The organism is Streptomyces sp. NPDC001714, from assembly GCF_042892755.1.
GTDB lineage: Bacteria > Actinomycetota > Actinomycetes > Streptomycetales > Streptomycetaceae > Streptomyces.
In genome coordinates, this window is record NZ_JBIAUL010000006.1 from 264,441 (window position 1) to 282,882 (window position 18,442).

Consider the following 18,442-nt stretch of genomic DNA (forward strand, 5'->3'; position numbering starts at 1 on the left):
ATGCCGGACCACGGCACCGGGGACAACAGCGGTATCCACGTGGGCGGAGACCTGAGAATGGACGGCAGCGCAGTCGCCGTCAACCACTCCACGGCGAGCGTCGGCGTCCCCGCCGGCGCCGACCGGGACGCGGCCATCGCCGAACTGCGGGGCACCGTACGTCTGCTGCTCGACCGGCTCCGCAGTGACCAGGACCGCTACGAGGACGGAGACCAACTGGTCGCGGCCGCCGAACAGGTGGATGCGGAGCTCACCCGCGAGCAGCCGCGGCGGGCCACCCTGCTGCGCTGGCTGGGCTTCATCGCCCCCGCCGTCCAGGCCACGGCCGCGCTGGCGGGAGACGTCGAGGCGATCCAGAACACCGTGACCAACCTGCTGTGACAGGCGTCGGGCGGCGCGGGACGAGATGTCCCGCGGCGCCCGGCACGGCCCTAGAACACCGGCGTGCCCTCGCGGGTCAGCTTCCAGTCCACCGACGCGAAGTCCTTCGGGTCCAGGACGCCCTTTGCGGTCACCCACTCCGCGATCCGGGTGCGGATCTCCGTCGACTCCGACCACAGCTCCTTGGCCGAGGCGACGTACGGGAACGCGCCGCCGCCGTTGGCGCGGTAGTTGTTCACCGCGAGCACGAACTGCTGCGAGTCGTCGAGGGCGGCGCCGTTGTACGTCAGGTTCCTGATCCGCGAACCGGCCGCCTGCGCGACGTCGATGTCGTACTTCAGGCCCGAGACGTAGTCGTAGTTGTAGTCCGGGCGGCCGTTCGCGTTGGTCAGCTTCTCCACGTCGACGGTCGCGTCCGCCGCCGTCTGGACGTAGTACTCCGCCGAGTACTCCAGGTACGCCCGGATCTGCGCGCCCGTCATCAGCTTGGCGACCGGTGTGTTGTCGTACACGTAGAGGCTCGACAGGTCCCGGATGGTCACCTTGCCGGCCGGGATCTCGGAGGTCCGTGAGAACGGCGAGGCCTGCGCGATCACCGGCAGCGACGCGTACTCCGTGCCCGCCAGGGCCGCCTTGACCACGTCCTCCTGGACCTTCGTGATCAGGTCGATGATCGGGGCGTCCCGGTAACGGGCGTCGACCGTGGTGAGGGTCTCGGTCGCGGTGCCGACGACCTGGTTGACGTACGCGACGACCTTGGCGTGCTCGTCGGACAGCAGCTTGGTGATCTTCGGGTCGTCGGCGACCGTGTGGGAGTTCAGCAGCGAGGCCGCGACCGACTCCACCTCCCACCCGCCCTTGCCGAACACCAGCTCGATGTCGAAGAGGGAGAGGCGCTCGGCGTAGCACAGCGGCTCGGAGAGGACGACCGTCCTGCCGGTGGCCTCGTTGACGACCTTCAGCTCGGGGATCTCCACGTGCGCGTGGCCGACGAGGATCGCGTCGATGCCCGGCACCTGCCTGGCCACGTTGGCGGCGGCGTTCTCGACGTACGGCACCTGGTCGCCGTAGGAGGAGGTGCCGGACGAGCCGGAGTGGGCCGAGACGACGACCACGTCCGCGCCCATCGCCTTCAGCTTCGGCACCCACTTCGCGGCCTGCTCCTCGAGGCCAGGGAAGGCGAGCTTGCCCTGGACGTAGGCCTTGTCCCAGATCGCGATGCCCGGGTTGGTCAGGCCGAGGACGGCGACCTTGACCGGGGGAGCGCCCGGCACGTGGAACTTCTTGATGAAGTACGGCGGGAAGGCCGGCTTCAGGGTCTTCGCGTCGACCGCGTTGGCGCCGAGCAGCGGGAAGTCCAGCTGGTCCTCGAACGTGCGCAGGGTCTCGATGCCGTAGTTGAACTCGTGGTTGCCGAGCGCCGCCGCGTCGTACCCGATCGCGTTCATGGCCTGCGCCATCGGATGCACCGGGCCGCCCTCGGCGGTGATCGGGTCGACCTTGGCGTAGTAGTACGTCAACGGGGTGCCCTGGATGGTGTCACCGGCGTCGAGGAGCAGGGTGTTGCGGCGGCCCTTCGCCTTGCGCACCTGGTCGACCAGGGTCGAGACGCGCGCCAGGCCCATCGCGTTGCCCGCCTTGTCGGAGTACTCCGCGTCCTTGAAGTAGTCCCAGTTGAAGACGTGCCCGTGCAGGTCGGTGGTGCCCATGACGGTGAGGGAGTACCGCCTGGGGCGCCGGGCGGGCTTGACCGACGCCTGTGCCGGCGCCGCCGCCGCGCCGGCGATCGCCACTCCCGCTCCGGTCGCGGCGGACTTCTTCAGGAACTTCCGGCGGTTCAAGGGCATGTTTTGATCTCCTCTGGATCCGGTCAACGACGCGCGTAGATTCTGTCCTGGGCATGACTGACGGCAACAGGTCCGGAAGGTTGCGATCTGGTGACCTGGACGGTGAACTCCGGTGCGCACAAGCGGGGATGGCGTGACAGAGTGGGGCGTATGACCTCGCCCTCGTCCTTGCCCGGGGAACGCCCTCCGGTCGGCACGCCCGACGCGCCCCTCCTCGTCGTGCGCGGCGAGGCCGAGCTGGAGGTCGAGCCGGAGCTGGCCCGGATCGGCGTCCTGGTCAGTGCCCGGGGCCGCGACCGCCGCTCGACCCTGGACGACCTCACCCGCCGCAACACCACCGCCCTCGACCTGATCAAGTCGTACGGCGACGCGGTGGAGCGGCTGTCGACGGGGGCCTTCTCCATCGCCCCCGAATTCACCGAGCGCGGCCGGGGCGAGCGGGTGCGCAGCTATCACGGACGGGTCCAGCTCACCGCCGATTTCACCGACTTCACCGTGCTCGGCGAACTCGTCACCAGGATCGCCGACTTGGAGCTGACCCGGGTCGACGGCCCCTGGTGGTCGCTGCGCCCCGAGTCAGCCGTGCACGGCGAGGCCCGGCGGCAGGCGGTCGCCGACGCGGTACGGCGGGCCCGCGAGTACGCGAGCGCCCTCGGCACCTCCCTCGCCGCCCTGGTCGAGCTCGCCGACACCGGTGTCGAGGGCCCGCGACCGCATCGGGCGGCCTTCGGCGGCGCGGTCCGCAGCAGGGCCGCCGCCGACCTGTCGGCGCCCGCCGAGCCCCTGGATCTGGAACCGCCGCAACTGCGCGTGACGGCTCAGGTCGGCGCGCATTTCACGATGGTGCCGCCGGAACTGTGACCCCGAAGCGGCTGTTCGGTATCTCGAAAAAAATGAGCATCGCCACTGCCGCGTTCAACAAATGCGAGATGCTCATAGGAGCGGAGTCCCGCACAATTCAACACTTGTCAATAGGCCTTCACGCAAAGGTTGTTGGGTCGTCATGTACGGCCAATTCTCTACCCGCCGGTAAGGCCTAGGCTCGAAGCATGCGCCGAGCAAAGATCGTTTGTACTCTGGGGCCCGCTACCGACTCGTACGACCAGATCAAGGACCTGGTCGAGGCCGGAATGGACGTCGCCCGATTCAACCTCAGCCACGGCGGCTACGCCGAGCACGAGGAGCGCTACCAGCGTGTCCGCAAGGCCTCCGAGGAGACCGGTCGCAGCGTCGGGATGCTCGCCGACCTTCAAGGCCCGAAGATCCGGCTCGGCCGCTTCACCGAAGGCCCGGTACTCCTCGAACGCGGTGACACCTTCGTCATCACGGTGGAGGAGGGCGCCGAGGGCGACCGGCACCAGTGCGGGACGACGTACACGGGTCTGGCGGGTGACGTCACCCCCGGTGAGCGTGTCCTCGTGGACGACGGCAAGGTCTGCCTGGAGGTCACCCACGTCGACGGCCCCCGGGTGCACACCACGGTGGTCGAGGGCGGCATGGTCTCCGACCACAAGGGCCTCAACCTCCCCGGCGTCGCCGTCTCCGTCCCGGCCCTGTCCGAGAAGGACGAGGCCGACCTGCGGTGGGCGCTGCGCACCGGCTTCGACGTGATCGCCCTGTCCTTCGTGCGCAGTGGCCGGGACATCGAGGACGTCCACCGCATCATGGACGAGGAGGGCCGCCGCCTCCCCGTGATCGCCAAGGTCGAGAAGCCGCAGGCCGTCGAGAACATCGACTCCATCGTGGCCGCCTTCGACGGCATCATGGTCGCCCGCGGCGACCTGGGCGTGGAGATGCCGCTGGAGCAGGTGCCGATCGTCCAGAAGCGCGCCGTCAAGCTGGCCAAGCGCAACGCCAAGCCGGTCATCGTCGCCACCCAGATGCTCGACTCGATGATCGAGAACTCGCGCCCCACCCGCGCCGAGGCCTCCGACGTCGCCAACGCGGTCATCGACGGCACGGACGCGGTCATGCTCTCCGGCGAGACCAGCGTCGGCAAGTACCCGATCGAGACCGTCCGCACCATGGCGAAGATCGTCGAGGCGGCCGAGGAGGACATCCTCGCCAAGGGCCTGCCGCCGCTGACCGAGAGCAACAAGCCCCGCACCCAGGGCGGCGCGGTGGCCCGGGCCGCCGCCGAGATGGGTGACTTCCTGGGCGCGAAGTTCCTGGTCGCGTTCACCCAGTCGGGAGACACCGTCCGCCGGCTCTCCCGCTACCGCTCGCCGATCCCGCTGCTCGCCTTCACCCCGGATCCGGCCACCCGCTCCCAGCTCAACCTCACCTGGGGCGTCGAGACCTTCCTCGGCCCGCACGTCGACTCGACGGACAAGATGGTCGACCAGGTCGACGAGTTGCTGCTGAAGTACGGGCGCTGCCAGAAGGGCGACGTCGTGGTCATCACCGCGGGCTCCCCGCCCGGCGTCTCCGGCTCCACCAACATGGTCCGGGTGCACCACATCGGCGAGGACGACAGCCCGAAGTGACGTGCGAAGGGCCCCTCCGCCGGACGGAGGGGCCCTTCGGCCACGTAATTACGCGACCTTGGAATCCAAGGAAAAGTGCCCCGGGTCGGACTCGAACCGACACTGTACGGGTTTTGAATCCGTTGCCTGCTGCCAATTGGGCTACCGGGGCTCGAAGAATCAAAGGTGAACCCCGACCCTCCGCGCGTCCACCATACCGTAGCTAGGTAGGCTCTTGTCAGCAGTACCCCTGCCCTGAACGAGGAGCCCCCGTGACCGCCGCCGAGTCGCCCCAGCCAGTCGACGCACCCGACGACAAGTCGCACGTGCCTCCGCTGACGACCCGTGTCGTCATCGCCGAGGACGAGGCCCTGATCCGGCTCGACCTGAAGGAGATGCTGGAGGAGGAGGGGTACACGGTCGTCGGCGAGGCCGGTGACGGCGAACAGGCCGTCGAGCTGGCCCGCGAACACCGCCCCGACCTGGTCATCCTCGACGTCAAGATGCCCAAGCTCGACGGTATCTCGGCGGCCGAGAAGATCGCCGAGGAGTCCATCGCCCCGGTCCTGATGCTCACCGCCTTCTCGCAGCGCGACCTCGTCGAGCGGGCCCGGGACGCCGGCGCGATGGCCTACCTGGTCAAGCCGTTCAGCAAGAGCGACGTCGTCCCGGCGATCGAGATGGCCGTCTCCCGGTTCAACGAGCTGCGGCAGCTGGAGCAGGAGGTCGCCGACCTCACCCAGCGCCTGGAGACCCGCAAGCTCGTCGACCGCGCGAAGTCCGTCCTGCAGACCGAGTACGGCCTGACCGAGCCGGCCGCGTTCCGCTGGATCCAGAAGACCTCGATGGACCGCCGCATGTCGATGCAGCAGGTCGCCGAGGCGGTCATCGCGGACAGCGAGGAGAAGAAGTCCAGCAAGGGCTGACCCGCACCCGTACCAACGCCAAGGCCCGCGCCCCGGAGAAGGGGGCGCGGGCCTGCGTTTTTTTGGGGGCGCGCGGTGCGGAGAACTGTGCGACCAGCCCCCACCGGCCGTCAGCCGACCGACGACCTAGTCCTCGCCCAAATAGGCCTTACGAACCGACTCGTCGTGCAGCAGATCCTGTCCGGACCCCGACAGCACGATGTTGCCGACCTCCATCACATGCCCCTGGTCGGCCAGCGAAAGAGCCGCCTGCGCGTTCTGCTCGACCAGCAGGATCGTCGTACCCTGCGACTTCAGCTCGGCGATCGTCGCCATGATCTTCTGCATCATGATCGGCGACAGCCCCATCGACGGCTCGTCCAGCATCAGCAGCTTCGGCTGGGACATCAGCGCCCGCCCCATCGCCAGCATCTGCTGCTCACCGCCCGAGAGGGTGCCCGCGGCCTGCTTGCGCCGCTCGCCCAGGATCGGGAAGAGGTCGTAGGCCCGCTGGATGTCCTTCTCGATGCCCGGCTTGTCCTTCCGGAGGAACGCACCGAGCTGCAGGTTCTCCGCGATGGTCAGGCGGGGGAAGATGTGCCGGCCCTCGGGGGAGTGGGCGAGCCCGAGCGCGACGATCTTGTGCGCTGGGACCCCGCTGAGCGGCTTCCCGTCGAAGACGACCTTCCCCGAGGAGGGCTTGAGCAGCCCTGACAGTGTCCGCAGGGTCGTCGTCTTGCCGGCGCCGTTGGTGCCGATGAGGGTCACGACCTCACCGGCCTCGACACTGAACGAGATGCCCTTGACGGCCTCGATCTTGCCGTAGGCGACCCTGAGGTCCTCAACCTCCAGCAGTGCGGTCACTGGGCCTCTCCCTTGGTGGTGCTGTCCGCCTCGGCGTTCTCCGCGTCGGCGGCCTCCGCCTCGGCGGTCCGGTCCTCGGCGGCGGCCTCCGCGGCCTCGACCTCGGCCGCCTCCGCCGTCCCGGGGTCGCCCTCGAAGGGCTCGCCCAGATAGGCGGCGACGACCCGGTCGTCCGCCTGTACGACGTCCGAGGTGCCCTCGACGAGCTTCTCGCCCTGGACGAGGACGGCGACCCGGTCGCACAGGTTGAAGATGAAGCGCATGTCGTGCTCGATGACGAGGACGGCGATGCCCTTGTCCCGGATGGCGAAGACCAGTTCCTCGGTGGCCCGGGTCTCCTGCGGGTTCATGCCGGCCGTCGGCTCGTCGAGCAGCAGCAGGCCCGGCTCGCTGGCCAGCGCGCGGGCGATCTCCAGCTTGCGCTGCTCGCCGTAGGGCAGGTTGCGCGCCAGGTGGTCGCGCTTGGCGGCGAGGCCGATGAACTCCAGGAGCTCCATGGCCTTCGCCTCGGACTCCTTCTCGGCCTTGCGGAAGCCGGGACCGCGCAGCAGCGCGGACCACAGGCCCTCCTTGGTCCGCGTGTGGCGGCCCACGAGCACGTTCTCCAGGACGGTCATGTTGGCGAAGAGCCGGATGTTCTGGAACGTCCGGGCGATGCCCGCCTGCGTCACCAGGTGCGGCTTGGGCGGCAGCACCTTGCCCTGGTAGGAGACGGTGCCCTCGGTGGGCACGTACAGGCCGGTGAGGCAGTTGAAGAAGGTGGTCTTGCCGGCGCCGTTCGGACCGATCAGGCCGACGATCTCGCCGCTGTTGACCGTGAAGTCCACGGACCGGACGGCGGTCAGACCGCCGAAGCGCATGGTGACGTCACGGGCTTCGAGTACAGGTGTCGTCATGGTTCCTTACGCCCCTGCCTTGGTGACGGCCGCGTCGTCGCTCAGCGTCGCCTGTGCCGGGACGTCGAGCTGGCCGGTCTCGTGGAACTCCAGCTGGCGGCGGCGGTTGGCGATGATGCCCTCCGGCCGGAACCGCATGAGCAGGATCAGCGCGACGCCGAAGGCGAACAGCTCGTAGTTCTGCAGGAACTGGAGCTTCTCCGGGACCAGGTAGAGCACGCTCGCGCCGAGCAGCGGGCCGCTGACGGTGCCCATGCCTCCGAGGACGACGGCGGCCAGCAGGAAGGCCGAGTTGGGCGGTGCGGCACCGGCGAACTGGTAGGGCTGCGGGTTCACGCTGTAGTTGACGTGCGCCATCACGGTGCCGGCGAGGCCCGCGAGGGAGGCGCCGAGGGCGAAGGCGATCAGCTTGACGCGGAAGCCGTTGATGCCCATGGCGGTGGCGGCGGTCTCGTCCTCGCGGATGGCGATCCACGAGCGGCCGATACGGGAGTCGGCGGCGCGGGTGAAGACGAGCACGACGATCGCCGTGACGATGAGCATCAGGAACAGGTAGTTGGCGAACCTGCCCAGGTTGTGCCCGAGGACGTCGTGCGACTCGCCCAGGTTGAACCCGAAGATGTTCAGGTCCGGGATCTGGGTGATGCCGTTGGGACCGCGGGTGATGTTCGGTCCGGAGTCGCCGTCGAGGTTGTTGACGGTGATCCGGAAGATCTCGCCGAAGCCGAGCGTGACGATGGCCAGGTAGTCGCCGCGCAGCCGCAGGGTGGGCGCGCCGATCAGCACACCGAAGACCAGCGAGGCGGCCATGCCGGTGAGGGCCGCGGCCCAGAACGGGAAGTGCACTCCGGAGAACCGGGAGTACTCCGAGCCGGAGACCAGGGCGGCCGCGTAGGCGCCGACGCCGAGGAACGCGACGTAACCGAGGTCGAGCAGACCGGTGAGGCCGACGACGATGTTCAGGCCCAGGGCGACGGTGGCGAAGATCAGGATGTTCACGCCGACGTTGGCGTTGTGGTCGTCGTTCTGGGTGAAGGGGAAGATCACGGCGGCGACGAAGGCGAGCGCCGAGGCGAACCCCTTGTGGTGCGCCGCGGTGGTCGCGAAGCGGTCGACGAGGCCGGTGTGCATCAGACCCCAGGCGGCGAAGACGAGCAGCAGCAGGTAGCCGATGAAGGTCTCGCTGGCGTCGTTGTCGATGCCGATGCCGTAGGAGAAGGCCAGCAGACCGAGGGCGACGCCGACCGTGAGGACGAGGCGCTCGGTGAGCGGTGACGCCTTGCCGGGGGCGGGCAGCTGAGGCTTGGTCAGGTAGCCGCGGAAGCCGGTGCCCGGCGCCGGGTGGGGCAGGGCGAGGGCGCCGACGACGGGCAGCGCGGACGCCGCCATCGCGACGTAGGCGCCCGGGTCGAGGTTGACCAGGCCGCCGAGGTCGACGGCGATGGCGATGCCGGTGAACCAGCAGACGGCGAACGCCGACAGGGCCGTCAGGAAGACCGGGGAGGTGGCGCCCGCCGGGTTCAGCCAGCGCAGCCACCTGACGTCCCACAGGGTCAGCCCGAACACCAGGGTGAGGACGCCGCCCACGAGGGCGAGGATCTGCAGGCCGGCCGGGTAGCCGTAGACCGTAAGGTCGCCGGGGAAGTCGGACGTCCAGGTCCAGCTCATGAAGGTGCTGGCGATGGTGCCCACGGCACCCACGACGACGAGTAGCCGGGCGACGGACAGGGGCAGCGGGACGGGCCCGCGCTCCGGCGCCGCCGGGGAGATGGTGGTGGTGTCGGTCATGCTGCTCACGCCCTGTCCGCGACGCGTTCGCCGAGCAGACCCTGTGGTCTGAAGAGAAGCACCAGGATCAGCAGGACGAAGGCCCACACAGAGGCCCAGCCGCCGCCGCCGAGCTGCTGCATGCCGGGGATGTTGGCGATGTACGCGGTGGCCATGGCCTCCGCGATACCGAGGACGAGGCCGCCGAGCATGGCGCCGTAGATGTTGCCGATGCCGCCGAGGACGGCCGCGGTGAACGCCTTCAGACCGGCGATGAAGCCCATGTCGTAGGAGACGGAACCGTACTTGAGGCCGTAGGAGACACCGGCGACGGCCGCGAAGAAGCCGCCGATCGCGAAGGCGACGACGATGATGCGGTTGGTGTCGATGCCCATCAGCTGGGCGGTGTCCGGGTCCTGGGCGGTGGCCTGCATGGCGCGGCCGGTGCGGGAGAGCCGGACGAACAGGGCGAGCACCGCCATGCACAGCGGAGCGGCGATGATCAGGAAGATGTCACCGCTCTGCACGGTCACGGAGCCGATGTGCAGCGGTCCGAACGGCAGTTGCGGGAAGACCCGGGCGGTCTTGGCGTCGCCGTCGATGTGGTACCAGTTGAAAACCGCCTGCTGGAGCGCGAGCGACAGGCCGATCGCGGTGATCAGCGGGGCGAGGCGTGGTGCGCCGCGCAGCGGACGGTAGGCGAAGCGTTCGGCGCCGACGGCGATGAGGACGGCGACCAGGGCGCCGCCGATGAGCATCGCCGGCAGGGCTACCCACATGGATATGCCGTCCGGCAGGAGAAGGTAGACCGTGAGGGCGCCGAAGCCTCCGGTCATGAAGATCTCGCCATGGGCGAAGTTGATGAGCTGGACGATGCCGTACACCATCGTGTAGCCGATGGCGATCAGACCGTACATCGAGCCGAGGAACAGCCCGTTGGCCAGCTGCTGCGGCAGGGTGTTCACCGCATGGCCTCCATGTGGTGGGGAGAGTCAGGGGGGCGGTAGAGGCGGGCCGCGCGGTGACGGTGGTCTGCGCCGCGCGGCCCTGGTACTGCTCTGTGCTTCGGCTGGTTACTTCGGGGTGGCCACACCGCTCTGGACGGACTTCCACGCACCGCTGACGACCTTGTAGACGGTCAGCTGCTTGTTCGTGGTGTCGCCGTACTGGTCGAACGCGATCTTGCCGGAGATGCCCTCGAAGGTGTTCTTCTGGACGGCGTCGACGATCTGGGAGCGGGCGTTGTCCGGGATCTTGCCGTCCTTCACGACGGTGCCGATGGCCTTGATGATCGCGTTGGTGGCGTCGTAGGAGTACGAGCCGTAGGTGCCGTAGTCACCGGGGTACTTCTTGGCCTTGTAGGTGGCCACGAAGTCCTTGGCGGCGGGCAGGGTGTCGACCGGGACGCCGATCGACGTGGCGAGGTCGCCCTCGGCGGACTTGCCGGCGGTCTTGATGTACGTGTCGCTGAAGATGCCGTCGCCGCCGAACAGCGGGATGTTGGCGCCCGCGGCCTTGAGCTGCTTGGTCAGCACCTGGGCCTCGTCGTACTGGCCGCCGTAGTAGAGGATGTCGGCGCCGGAGTTCTTGATCTTGGTGACCAGGGTGGAGAAGTCACGGTCGCCGGTGTTGACGTGGTCGGTCCCGATGACCTTGCCGCCCTGCTTGGCGAACTGCTCCGAGAAGATCTTCGACAGGCCCGCGCCGTAGGTCTGCTTGTCGTCGACGACGAAGGCCTTCTTCTTCTTGGCGCCGTTGTAGGCGTAGTCCGCCGCGTAGGCGCCCTGCAGGGCGTCGGTGGTCGCGGTGCGGAAGTACGTCTTGAACGGGCGGGACGGGCTGGTCTGCCAGTTCTTGCCCATGGTCAGCTCGGGGTTGGTGTTGGACGGCGAGATCTCCACCAGGTTGGCGGTGGCGAAGACCTGCTGCATCTGCGTGGCCACACCGGAGTTGAGCGGGCCGACGACGCCGAGCACCGTCTTGTCCGAGACGAGCTGGGTGGCGTTCTGCTGGCCGGTGGCCGGAATCGCCTTGTCGTCCAGGGCCTTGATCTTGAAGGTGACGCCCGGGACGGTCTTGTTCTTGTTGGCGTCGTCGACGGCGATCTGGGCGCCGTACTGGATGCCGAGACCCGTCGCGGAGTTCTGACCGGTCAGCGGGGCGTCGACGCCGATCGTGACCGTCACGTTGCCGCTGTCGCCGCTCTTGCTGTTGTCGTCGCGGGAGCCGCAGGCGGTGAGGGTCAGGGCTCCGGTGGTCAGCACGGAGGTAAGAATCACCAGAGAACGCTGTCGCACAATCGATCCTTTCCGCGGGCATGCGCCCCCTTGCAGGGAACGACGGGTGCCGCGCCGGTACCGAACTCCCTATGGAGCGGTGACTGGCCGTGACTCTAAGCGCGGGTGAGGAACGTGGAGGAGTGCTTGTCGAAGGCTGTGACGCTCTTGTTATGACACGAGGTAATGCAGAGCGGTACATCGTGGGGGGAAAGCAGGAATTGAGCCCGATTCGCCCCGTCCGCATTCTGAGAACCTGCAGGACCCGGCTTGATCCGTTCAGGCGTCTCGACGGTTTTGGCCATGACGCCCGGCCGTTGCTGTGGGCGACTTTCGGGGCGGGCGGGATCCGCGACGGGCCCCGGGAACTGGGGTGGAACAGCGAATGTGGATTACACGCGTATTACGTAGAGTTACGCCGAGGGAAGAAAGTCAAGCCTTCGGAACTTTTTCGCATTTCCGGGCGGGGCGGGTGGCGGTGACCTCGGCCGCTCACTGCCCTTCCTGCCGGCCTCTTACCGGGCGCTGACCTCGGCAAGCGGCGCCGAGGTCCGTCGTCTCGCCGGGGTGCGGGTCAGGCGCCGGCGCCCCGGACATGGGCCTCGTCGCCCGGGCGAACGTCACGCAGCAGGCAGGTCAGGCGCGCGCTGCACACCCGCCGGCCCTCCTCGTCGCTGATCACGATCTCGTACGTCGCCGTCGAACGCCCCCGGTGGACCGGGGTGGCCACGCCGGTGACCAGGCCGGAGCGGGCCCCGCGGTGATGCGTGCAGTTCAGGTCGACACCGACCGCGATCTTCGAGCTGCCGCCGTGCAGCATCGAGCCGACCGAGCCCAGGGTCTCCGCCAGCACCGCGCTGGCACCGCCGTGCAGCAGCCCGTACGGCTGGGTGTTGCCCTCCACCGGCATGGTGCCGACGACTCGCTCCGCCGAGGCCTCCACGATCTGCACGCCCATACGGTTGCCGAGGTGGCCCGCCGAGAACAGGGCCCGCAGGTCGATGCCGAGCGAGGCGTACTCGTCGATGACCTCCTGCGGGAACTTCACGTGCTGCTGCTCGCCCATGGGCCGGCTCCGTTCGTCGTGCGGCTGTCTCTGACCTGAGCAAACGCTCAGTAGGCCGCCGATTCTTCCAGACGCGCTGAGCGGGCGCTCAGACGGCGGCTCTCGGATGCGGCACACCGGCCTCCAGGCGGATCACCACGGACTTGCTGGCCGGGGTGTTGCTGATGTCCGCCGTCGAGTCGAGCGGCACCAGCACATTGGTCTCCGGGTAGTACGCGGCCGCGCAGCCCCGGGAGGTCGGGTAGTGCACCACCCGGAAGCCCGGCGCCCGGCGCTCCACGCCGTCCTTCCACTCACCGACCAGGTCCACGTACGCCCCGTCGGCGACGCCCAGCAGCCGCGCGTCCTCCGGGTTCACCAGGACCACCCGACGGCCGTTCTTGATACCCCGGTAGCGGTCGTCCAGGCCGTAGATCGTGGTGTTGTACTGGTCGTGCGAGCGCAGCGTCTGCAACAGCAGCCGTCCCTCGGGCAGTTCCGGGTACTCGACCGGGGCCGCGGTGAAGTTCGCCTTGCCGGTGGCCGTCGGGAAGCGCCGCTCGTCGCGCGGGGCGTGCGGGAGCGCGAAGCCGCCGGGGTGCGCCACGCGCGCGTTGAAGTCGTCGAAGCCGGGGATCACCCGCGCGATACGGTCCCGGACCGTCGCGTAGTCCTTCTCGAACTCCTCCCATGGCGTACGGCTGTTCTCACCGAGCACCCGGCGGGCCAGCCGGCACACGATCGCCGGCTCCGACAGCAGGTGCGGGCTCGCGGGCTCCAGGCGGCCGCGCGAGGCGTGCACCATGCCCATGGAGTCCTCGACGGTGACGAACTGCTCCCCGCCGCCCTGGAGATCGCGCTCGGTGCGGCCGAGCGTCGGCAGGATCAGCGCCCGCGCGCCCGTGACGACGTGCGAGCGGTTGAGCTTCGTCGACACGTGCACGGTCAGCCGTGCCCGTCGCACCGCCGCCTCGGTGACCTCCGTGTCGGGCGTCGCGGAGACGAAGTTGCCGCCCATCGCGAAGAAGACCTTGGCCTCGCCGTCGCGCAGCGCGCGGATGGCCCGGACGACGTCGAAGCCGTGCTCGCGCGGGGGTGCGAAGCCGAACTCCTTCTCCAGGGCGTCCAGGAAGGCCGGGGCGGGGCGTTCGAAGATGCCCATCGTGCGGTCGCCCTGCACGTTCGAATGGCCGCGGACCGGGCACACGCCCGCGCCGGTACGGCCGATGTTGCCGCGCAGCAGAAGGAAGTTGACGACCTCCCGGATCGTCGGCACCGAGTGCTTGTGCTGGGTGAGCCCCATCGCCCAGCAGACGATGGTGCGCTGCGAGGCGAGCACCATGCGCAGTGTTTCCTCGATCTCCGCGCGGGTGAGGCCGGTGGCGGTGAGCGTCTCGTGCCAGTCGGCGGCGCGGGCGGCCGCCGCGAACTCCTCGTACCCGTGGGTGTGCTCGCGCACGAACTCCTCGTCGACCGCGCCCTCGGTCTCCAGCACCAGCTTGTTGAGGAGCCGGAACAGGGCCTGGTCGCCGCCGATGCGGATCTGCAGGAACAGGTCGGTGAGGGCGGCGCCCCTGACCATGCCCTGCGGGGTCTGCGGGTTCTTGAACCGCTCCAGGCCGGCTTCCGGGAGCGGGTTGACGCTGATGATCTTCGCGCCGTTGGCCTTGGCCTTCTCCAGCGCGGAGAGCATCCGGGGGTGGTTGGTGCCCGGGTTCTGCCCGGCGACGATGATCAGGTCGGCCTTGTACAGGTCCTCGAGCGAGACGCTGCCCTTGCCGATGCCGATCGTCTCGCTCAGCGCCGAGCCCGAGGACTCGTGGCACATGTTGGAGCAGTCCGGCAGGTTGTTGGTGCCCAGCTCACGGGCGAACAGCTGGTACAGGAACGCGGCCTCGTTGCTGGTCCGCCCCGAGGTGTAGAAGACCGCCTCGTCGGGGGAGGAGAGGGCCGCGATCTCCTCGCCGATGATGTCGAAGGCGCGCTCCCAGCCGACCGGCTCGTAGTGCTCGGCGCCCTCGGCGAGATACATGGGCTGGGTGAGCCGCCCCTGCTGGCCGAGCCAGTAACCGCTGCGGTGGTGCAGGTCGGCGACCGAGTGCGCGGCGAAGAAGTCGGGGGTCACGCGCCGCAGGGTGGCCTCCTCGGCCACCGCCTTGGCGCCGTTCTCGCAGAACTCGGCCGTGTGCCGGTGCTCGGGCTCAGGCCAGGCGCAGCCGGGGCAGTCGAAGCCGTCCTTCTGGTTCACGCGCAGCAGCGTCAGCGCGGTGCGCTTCACGCCCATCTGCTGCTGGGCGATGCGCAGCGTGTGGCCGATGGCGGGCAGCCCCGCGGCCGCGTGCTTCGGCTCCGCGACCTGCGGCGCGTCCTGGACCGGATCCTCCTTGGGCGGCTTCGTCGCCATCGCACGCTCTCCCTCTACGCCGACACCACTGGCATGTGCACCCGATCCTCGCATGCGCCGCCGACGACCATCGAGCACGGGCGGTGCAGCGGAGCGGAACCAATGGTTGACAGAGCGGAACCAATGCTCGACACAGCTGCGGCCTTCGCTCCCGAGATCTTTCCGCCGCAAACGGCGATCGGCCTCGGCGGCGCCGTCCGGCGCCGTCCGGCGCCGCCGAGCCCACCGCAACCCGAACCGTCGGCCCTCACTGTCAGTGCGGCGTGGCAGGATCGGGGGCGTGGCAGAGACAGCAGCGAAGCAGACCGACAAGACCCCCGGCGGCCCCCGTCCCCGGCTGATGCTCATGGACGGGCACTCGCTGGCGTACCGCGCGTTCTTCGCGCTGCCCGCGGAGAACTTCACGACCGCGACGGGCCAGCCGACGAACGCGATCTACGGCTTCGCGTCGATGCTGGCCAACACCCTGCGTGACGAGGCGCCCACGCACTTCGCGGTGGCGTTCGACGTCTCCCGCAAGACCTGGCGCTCCGAGGAGTTCACCGAGTACAAGGCGAACCGCTCCAAGACCCCGGACGAGTTCAAGGGCCAGGTCGAGCTGATCGGTGAGCTGCTCGACGCCATGCACGCGCAGCGCTTCGCCGTCGACGGCTTCGAGGCCGACGACATCATCGCCACCCTCGCCACCCAGGCCGAGGCCGAGGGCTTCGAGGTCCTGATCGTCACCGGCGACCGCGACTCCTTCCAGCTGGTCACCGAGCACACCACGGTCCTCTACCCGACCAAGGGCGTCTCCGAGCTGACCCGGTTCACCCCGGAGAAGGTTTTCGAGAAGTACGGCTTGACGCCCGCCCAGTACCCCGACTTCGCCGCCCTGCGCGGCGACCCGTCCGACAACCTCCCCGGCATCCCCGGCGTCGGCGAGAAGACGGCCGCGAAGTGGATCAACCAGTTCGGTTCCTTCGCCGAGCTGGTGGAGCGCGTCGACGAGGTCAAGGGCAAGGCCGGCCAGAACCTCCGCGACCATCTGGAGTCCGTCAAGCTCAACCGCCGGCTCACCGAGCTGGAGCGCGGTGTGGAGCTGCCGAAGACGGTCGCCGAGCTGGAGCGCGCGCCGTACGACCGCAAGAACGTCGCGATGATCCTGGACACCCTGGAGATCCGCAATCCGTCGCTGCGCGAGCGGCTCTACGCCGTCGACCCCGGCGCCGAGGAGGCCGAGTCCCCGCCGGTCGCCGAGGCGGGTGTGGAGGTCGACGGCTCCGTCCTCGGCACCGGGGAGCTGGCCGGCTGGCTCGCCGAGCACGGCACCGGGCCGCTGGGCGTCGCCACGGTCGACACCTGGGCGCTCGGCACCGGCTCGGTCGCCGAGGTCGCGCTGGCCGCGGCCCAGGGAGCGGCGGCCTGGTTCGACCCCGCGGAGCTGGACGAGGCCGACGAGAACGCGTGGGCGGCCTGGCTGGCCGACGCCGCCCGGCCCAAGGTCTTCCACAACGCCAAGGGCGCCATGCGGGTCCTCGCCGAGCACGGCTGGACCATCGAGGGCGTCACCATGGACACCGCGCTCGCCGCGTACCTGGTCAAGCCCGGCCGCCGCTCCTTCGACCTGGACGCGCTGTCCCTGGAGTACCTGCACCGCGAGCTGGCCCCGGCCGCCGCGGCCGACGGGCAGCTGGCGTTCGGCGCGGACGACGGCGCCGAGGCCGAGGCCCTGATGATCCAGGCCCGCGCGATCCTGGACCTCGGCGAGGCCTTCGAGGCCCGGCTCCAGGAGGTCGGCGCCGCGGACCTCCTGCGTGACATGGAGCTGCCCACCTCCGCCCTGCTCGCCCGGATGGAGCGGCACGGCATCGCCGCCGACCGCGCGCACCTGGAGGCGATGGAGCAGATGTTCGCGGGTGCGGTGCAGCAGGCCGTGAAGGAGGCGCACGCGGCGGCCGGCCACGAGTTCAACCTGGGCTCGCCCAAGCAGCTCCAGGAGGTCCTCTTCGGCGAACTGGCGCTCCCGAAGACGAAGAAGACCAAGACCGGCTACACCACCGACGCCGACGCGCTCGCCTGGCTCGCCGGCCAGACGGAGAACGAGCTGCCGGTGATCATGCTCCGGCACCGCGAGCAGGCCAAGCTGCGGGTCACCGTCGAGGGCCTGATCAAGACCGTCGCCGCCGACGGCCGCATCCACACCACGTTCAACCAGACCGTCGCCGCCACCGGCCGCCTCTCCTCCACCGACCCGAACCTCCAGAACATCCCGGTCCGCACCGACGAGGGTCGCGCGATCCGCCGGGGCTTCGTCGTCGGCGAGGGCTTCGAGTCGCTCATGACCGCCGACTACAGCCAGATCGAGCTGCGGGTCATGGCCCACCTCTCCGAGGACGAGGGCCTGATCGAGGCGTTCACCTCCGGCGAGGACCTGCACACCACCGTCGCCTCGCAGGTGTTCTCCGTCGACCGCCCGGCCGTCGACGCGGAGATGCGCCGCAAGATCAAGGCGATGTCGTACGGCCTCGCGTACGGTCTGTCCGCCTTCGGCCTCTCCCAGCAGCTGAACATCGACGCGGGCGAGGCCCGGGTCCTGATGGACACGTACTTCGAGCGCTTCGGCGGGGTCCGCGACTACCTGCGCCGCGTCGTCGAGGAGGCCCGCGCCACCGGCTACACGGCGACACTCTTCGGCCGCCGCCGGTACCTCCCCGACCTCAACAGCGACAACCGGCAGCGCCGGGAGGCGGCCGAGCGGATGGCGCTCAACGCGCCCATCCAGGGCACGGCGGCGGACATCGTCAAGATCGCCATGCTCCGGGTGGACGGCGCGCTGCGCGAGACGGACCTGAAGTCCCGGATGCTCCTCCAGGTCCACGACGAAATCGTCCTGGAGATCGCCCCCGGCGAGCGGGACCGCGTCGAATCCGTCCTCCGCGACCAGATGTCCAACGCGGTCCACCTCAGGGCCCCCCTGGACGTCTCGGTGGGCGTGGGCCCGGACTGGGAATCCGCAGCGCACTAGCGCCTCCGGCGAGAGCCGACAGGGGGCGCGCAGCCAAGAAGGCCGACCGACAGAGGGCGGCCGCTCTCTGACTCCGAAGAGGGCCGACAGAGGGCGGTTGCTCTCTGACTCGGAAGAGGGCCGACAAGAGGGCGGCTGCTCTCCGACTCCGAAGAGGGCCGACAAGAGGGCGGCTGCTCTCCGACTCCGAAGAGGGCCGACAAGAGGGCGGTTGCTCTCTGACTCGGAAGAGGGCCGACAAGAGGGCCGCCGCTCCCCGACCCCGAAAAGGCCCACAGAGGGGGCCGCTCCCCGACCCCGGCGGAGCGGCGACTTCCCTCTTTCGCCCTCTTCCTTCCTCCCGCCGCCTTCGCTCCACCGCCCTCTTTTTCTCCGCCGCAACGGTGCTCAACCACGACGGTGGCTTTCGGCGGTGCCGAACACACGGGATGTGGCCGGTTCGGCACCGCCGGAAAGCGCCGCTGTCGTGGCTCGCCGTTGCGGCGGGGAAAGAGAGGACGGCGGAGCGGAGGGGGGCGGCGCAGCGGTGGCGGAGCGGTGGCGGAGCGGTGGCGGAGCGGTGGCGGAGCGGTGGCGGAGCGGAGA

The 18,442-nt window shown here is 69.4% G+C and carries 13 protein-coding genes and 1 tRNA gene; 5 read left to right on the forward strand and 9 right to left on the reverse strand.

Going from position 1 to position 18,442, the window contains the following annotated elements; translation table 11 throughout:
* On the forward strand, positions 1-381 hold the full coding sequence (locus ACFY0P_RS18025; RefSeq protein WP_388913413.1) for a hypothetical protein: 381 nt from the start codon (positions 1-3) through the stop codon (positions 379-381).
* 50 nt (positions 382-431) lie between these two features.
* On the opposite strand, the gene ACFY0P_RS18030 is transcribed toward ACFY0P_RS18025, so the two are convergent.
* Positions 432-2,228 (reverse strand): bifunctional metallophosphatase/5'-nucleotidase, encoded by a 1,797-nt coding sequence (locus ACFY0P_RS18030; RefSeq protein WP_388913415.1) that lies wholly within the window; start codon positions 2,226-2,228, stop codon positions 432-434.
* 150 nt (positions 2,229-2,378) lie between these two features.
* Here ACFY0P_RS18030 and ACFY0P_RS18035 point away from each other — a divergent pair, with 150 nt between their 5' ends.
* Positions 2,379-3,089, forward strand: a complete 711-nt coding sequence (locus ACFY0P_RS18035; protein WP_388913418.1) for an SIMPL domain-containing protein — start codon at positions 2,379-2,381, stop codon at positions 3,087-3,089.
* A gap of 188 nt (positions 3,090-3,277) precedes the next feature.
* Positions 3,278-4,714, forward strand: coding sequence for a pyruvate kinase (gene pyk / locus ACFY0P_RS18040; protein WP_388913421.1), 1,437 nt, complete (start codon positions 3,278-3,280; stop codon positions 4,712-4,714).
* A gap of 76 nt (positions 4,715-4,790) precedes the next feature.
* Here the strand turns inward: pyk and ACFY0P_RS18045 are convergent.
* A tRNA-Leu gene (locus ACFY0P_RS18045) sits at positions 4,791-4,865 on the reverse strand.
* A gap of 100 nt (positions 4,866-4,965) precedes the next feature.
* Here ACFY0P_RS18045 and ACFY0P_RS18050 point away from each other — a divergent pair.
* Positions 4,966-5,619, forward strand: a complete 654-nt coding sequence (locus tag ACFY0P_RS18050; RefSeq protein WP_382732698.1) for an ANTAR domain-containing response regulator — start codon at positions 4,966-4,968, stop codon at positions 5,617-5,619.
* A 126-nt stretch (positions 5,620-5,745) separates the two neighbouring features.
* Here the strand turns inward: ACFY0P_RS18050 and ACFY0P_RS18055 are convergent, their stop codons facing one another.
* From ACFY0P_RS18055 to ACFY0P_RS18085, 7 genes are all read right to left on the reverse strand, one after another.
* On the reverse strand, positions 5,746-6,462 hold the full coding sequence (locus ACFY0P_RS18055) for an ABC transporter ATP-binding protein (protein WP_388913424.1): 717 nt from the start codon (positions 6,460-6,462) through the stop codon (positions 5,746-5,748).
* Positions 6,459-7,358 carry an ABC transporter ATP-binding protein gene (locus ACFY0P_RS18060; RefSeq protein WP_388913427.1) on the reverse strand — a complete coding sequence of 300 codons (900 nt, stop codon included), beginning with the start codon at positions 7,356-7,358 and terminating at the stop codon, positions 6,459-6,461. The genes ACFY0P_RS18055 and ACFY0P_RS18060 overlap by 4 nt, the downstream gene beginning before the upstream one ends.
* A gap of 6 nt (positions 7,359-7,364) precedes the next feature.
* Entirely contained in the window at positions 7,365-9,146 is a 1,782-nt protein-coding gene (locus ACFY0P_RS18065) for a branched-chain amino acid ABC transporter permease (RefSeq protein WP_388914134.1), read from the reverse strand.
* 5 nt (positions 9,147-9,151) lie between these two features.
* On the reverse strand, positions 9,152-10,090 hold the full coding sequence (locus tag ACFY0P_RS18070; protein ID WP_388913430.1) for a branched-chain amino acid ABC transporter permease: 939 nt from the start codon (positions 10,088-10,090) through the stop codon (positions 9,152-9,154).
* A 108-nt stretch (positions 10,091-10,198) separates the two neighbouring features.
* Positions 10,199-11,407 carry a branched-chain amino acid ABC transporter substrate-binding protein gene (locus ACFY0P_RS18075; RefSeq protein ID WP_388914137.1) on the reverse strand — a complete coding sequence of 403 codons (1,209 nt, stop codon included), beginning with the start codon at positions 11,405-11,407 and terminating at the stop codon, positions 10,199-10,201.
* Between the two features lie 568 nt (positions 11,408-11,975).
* A complete protein-coding gene (locus ACFY0P_RS18080; RefSeq protein ID WP_388913433.1) occupies positions 11,976-12,467 on the reverse strand; it encodes a PaaI family thioesterase in 492 nt (163 codons plus the stop codon).
* An 88-nt stretch (positions 12,468-12,555) separates the two neighbouring features.
* Positions 12,556-14,850 (reverse strand): FdhF/YdeP family oxidoreductase, encoded by a 2,295-nt coding sequence (locus ACFY0P_RS18085; RefSeq protein WP_388913436.1) that lies wholly within the window; start codon positions 14,848-14,850, stop codon positions 12,556-12,558.
* 280 nt (positions 14,851-15,130) lie between these two features.
* Here ACFY0P_RS18085 and polA point away from each other — a divergent pair, with 280 nt between their 5' ends.
* Positions 15,131-17,857, forward strand: a complete 2,727-nt coding sequence (gene polA / locus ACFY0P_RS18090) for a DNA polymerase I (RefSeq protein WP_388913439.1) — start codon at positions 15,131-15,133, stop codon at positions 17,855-17,857.
* Positions 17,858-18,442: the final 585 nt, after the last annotated feature.

Excerpts from the sequence above, each read along its gene's own strand:
- ACFY0P_RS18025 (WP_388913413.1), top strand. The coding sequence starts at position 1 with ATGCCGGACCACGGCACCGGGGACAACAGCGGTATCCACGTGGGCGGA.
- ACFY0P_RS18030 (WP_388913415.1), bottom strand. The coding sequence starts at position 2,228 with ATGCCCTTGAACCGCCGGAAGTTCCTGAAGAAGTCCGCCGCGACCGGA.
- ACFY0P_RS18035 (WP_388913418.1), top strand. The coding sequence starts at position 2,379 with ATGACCTCGCCCTCGTCCTTGCCCGGGGAACGCCCTCCGGTCGGCACG.
- pyk (WP_388913421.1), top strand. The coding sequence starts at position 3,278 with ATGCGCCGAGCAAAGATCGTTTGTACTCTGGGGCCCGCTACCGACTCG.
- ACFY0P_RS18060 (WP_388913427.1), bottom strand. The coding sequence starts at position 7,358 with ATGACGACACCTGTACTCGAAGCCCGTGACGTCACCATGCGCTTCGGC.
- ACFY0P_RS18065 (WP_388914134.1), bottom strand. The coding sequence starts at position 9,146 with ATGACCGACACCACCACCATCTCCCCGGCGGCGCCGGAGCGCGGGCCC.
- ACFY0P_RS18080 (WP_388913433.1), bottom strand. The coding sequence starts at position 12,467 with ATGGGCGAGCAGCAGCACGTGAAGTTCCCGCAGGAGGTCATCGACGAG.
- ACFY0P_RS18085 (WP_388913436.1), bottom strand. The coding sequence starts at position 14,850 with ATGGCGACGAAGCCGCCCAAGGAGGATCCGGTCCAGGACGCGCCGCAG.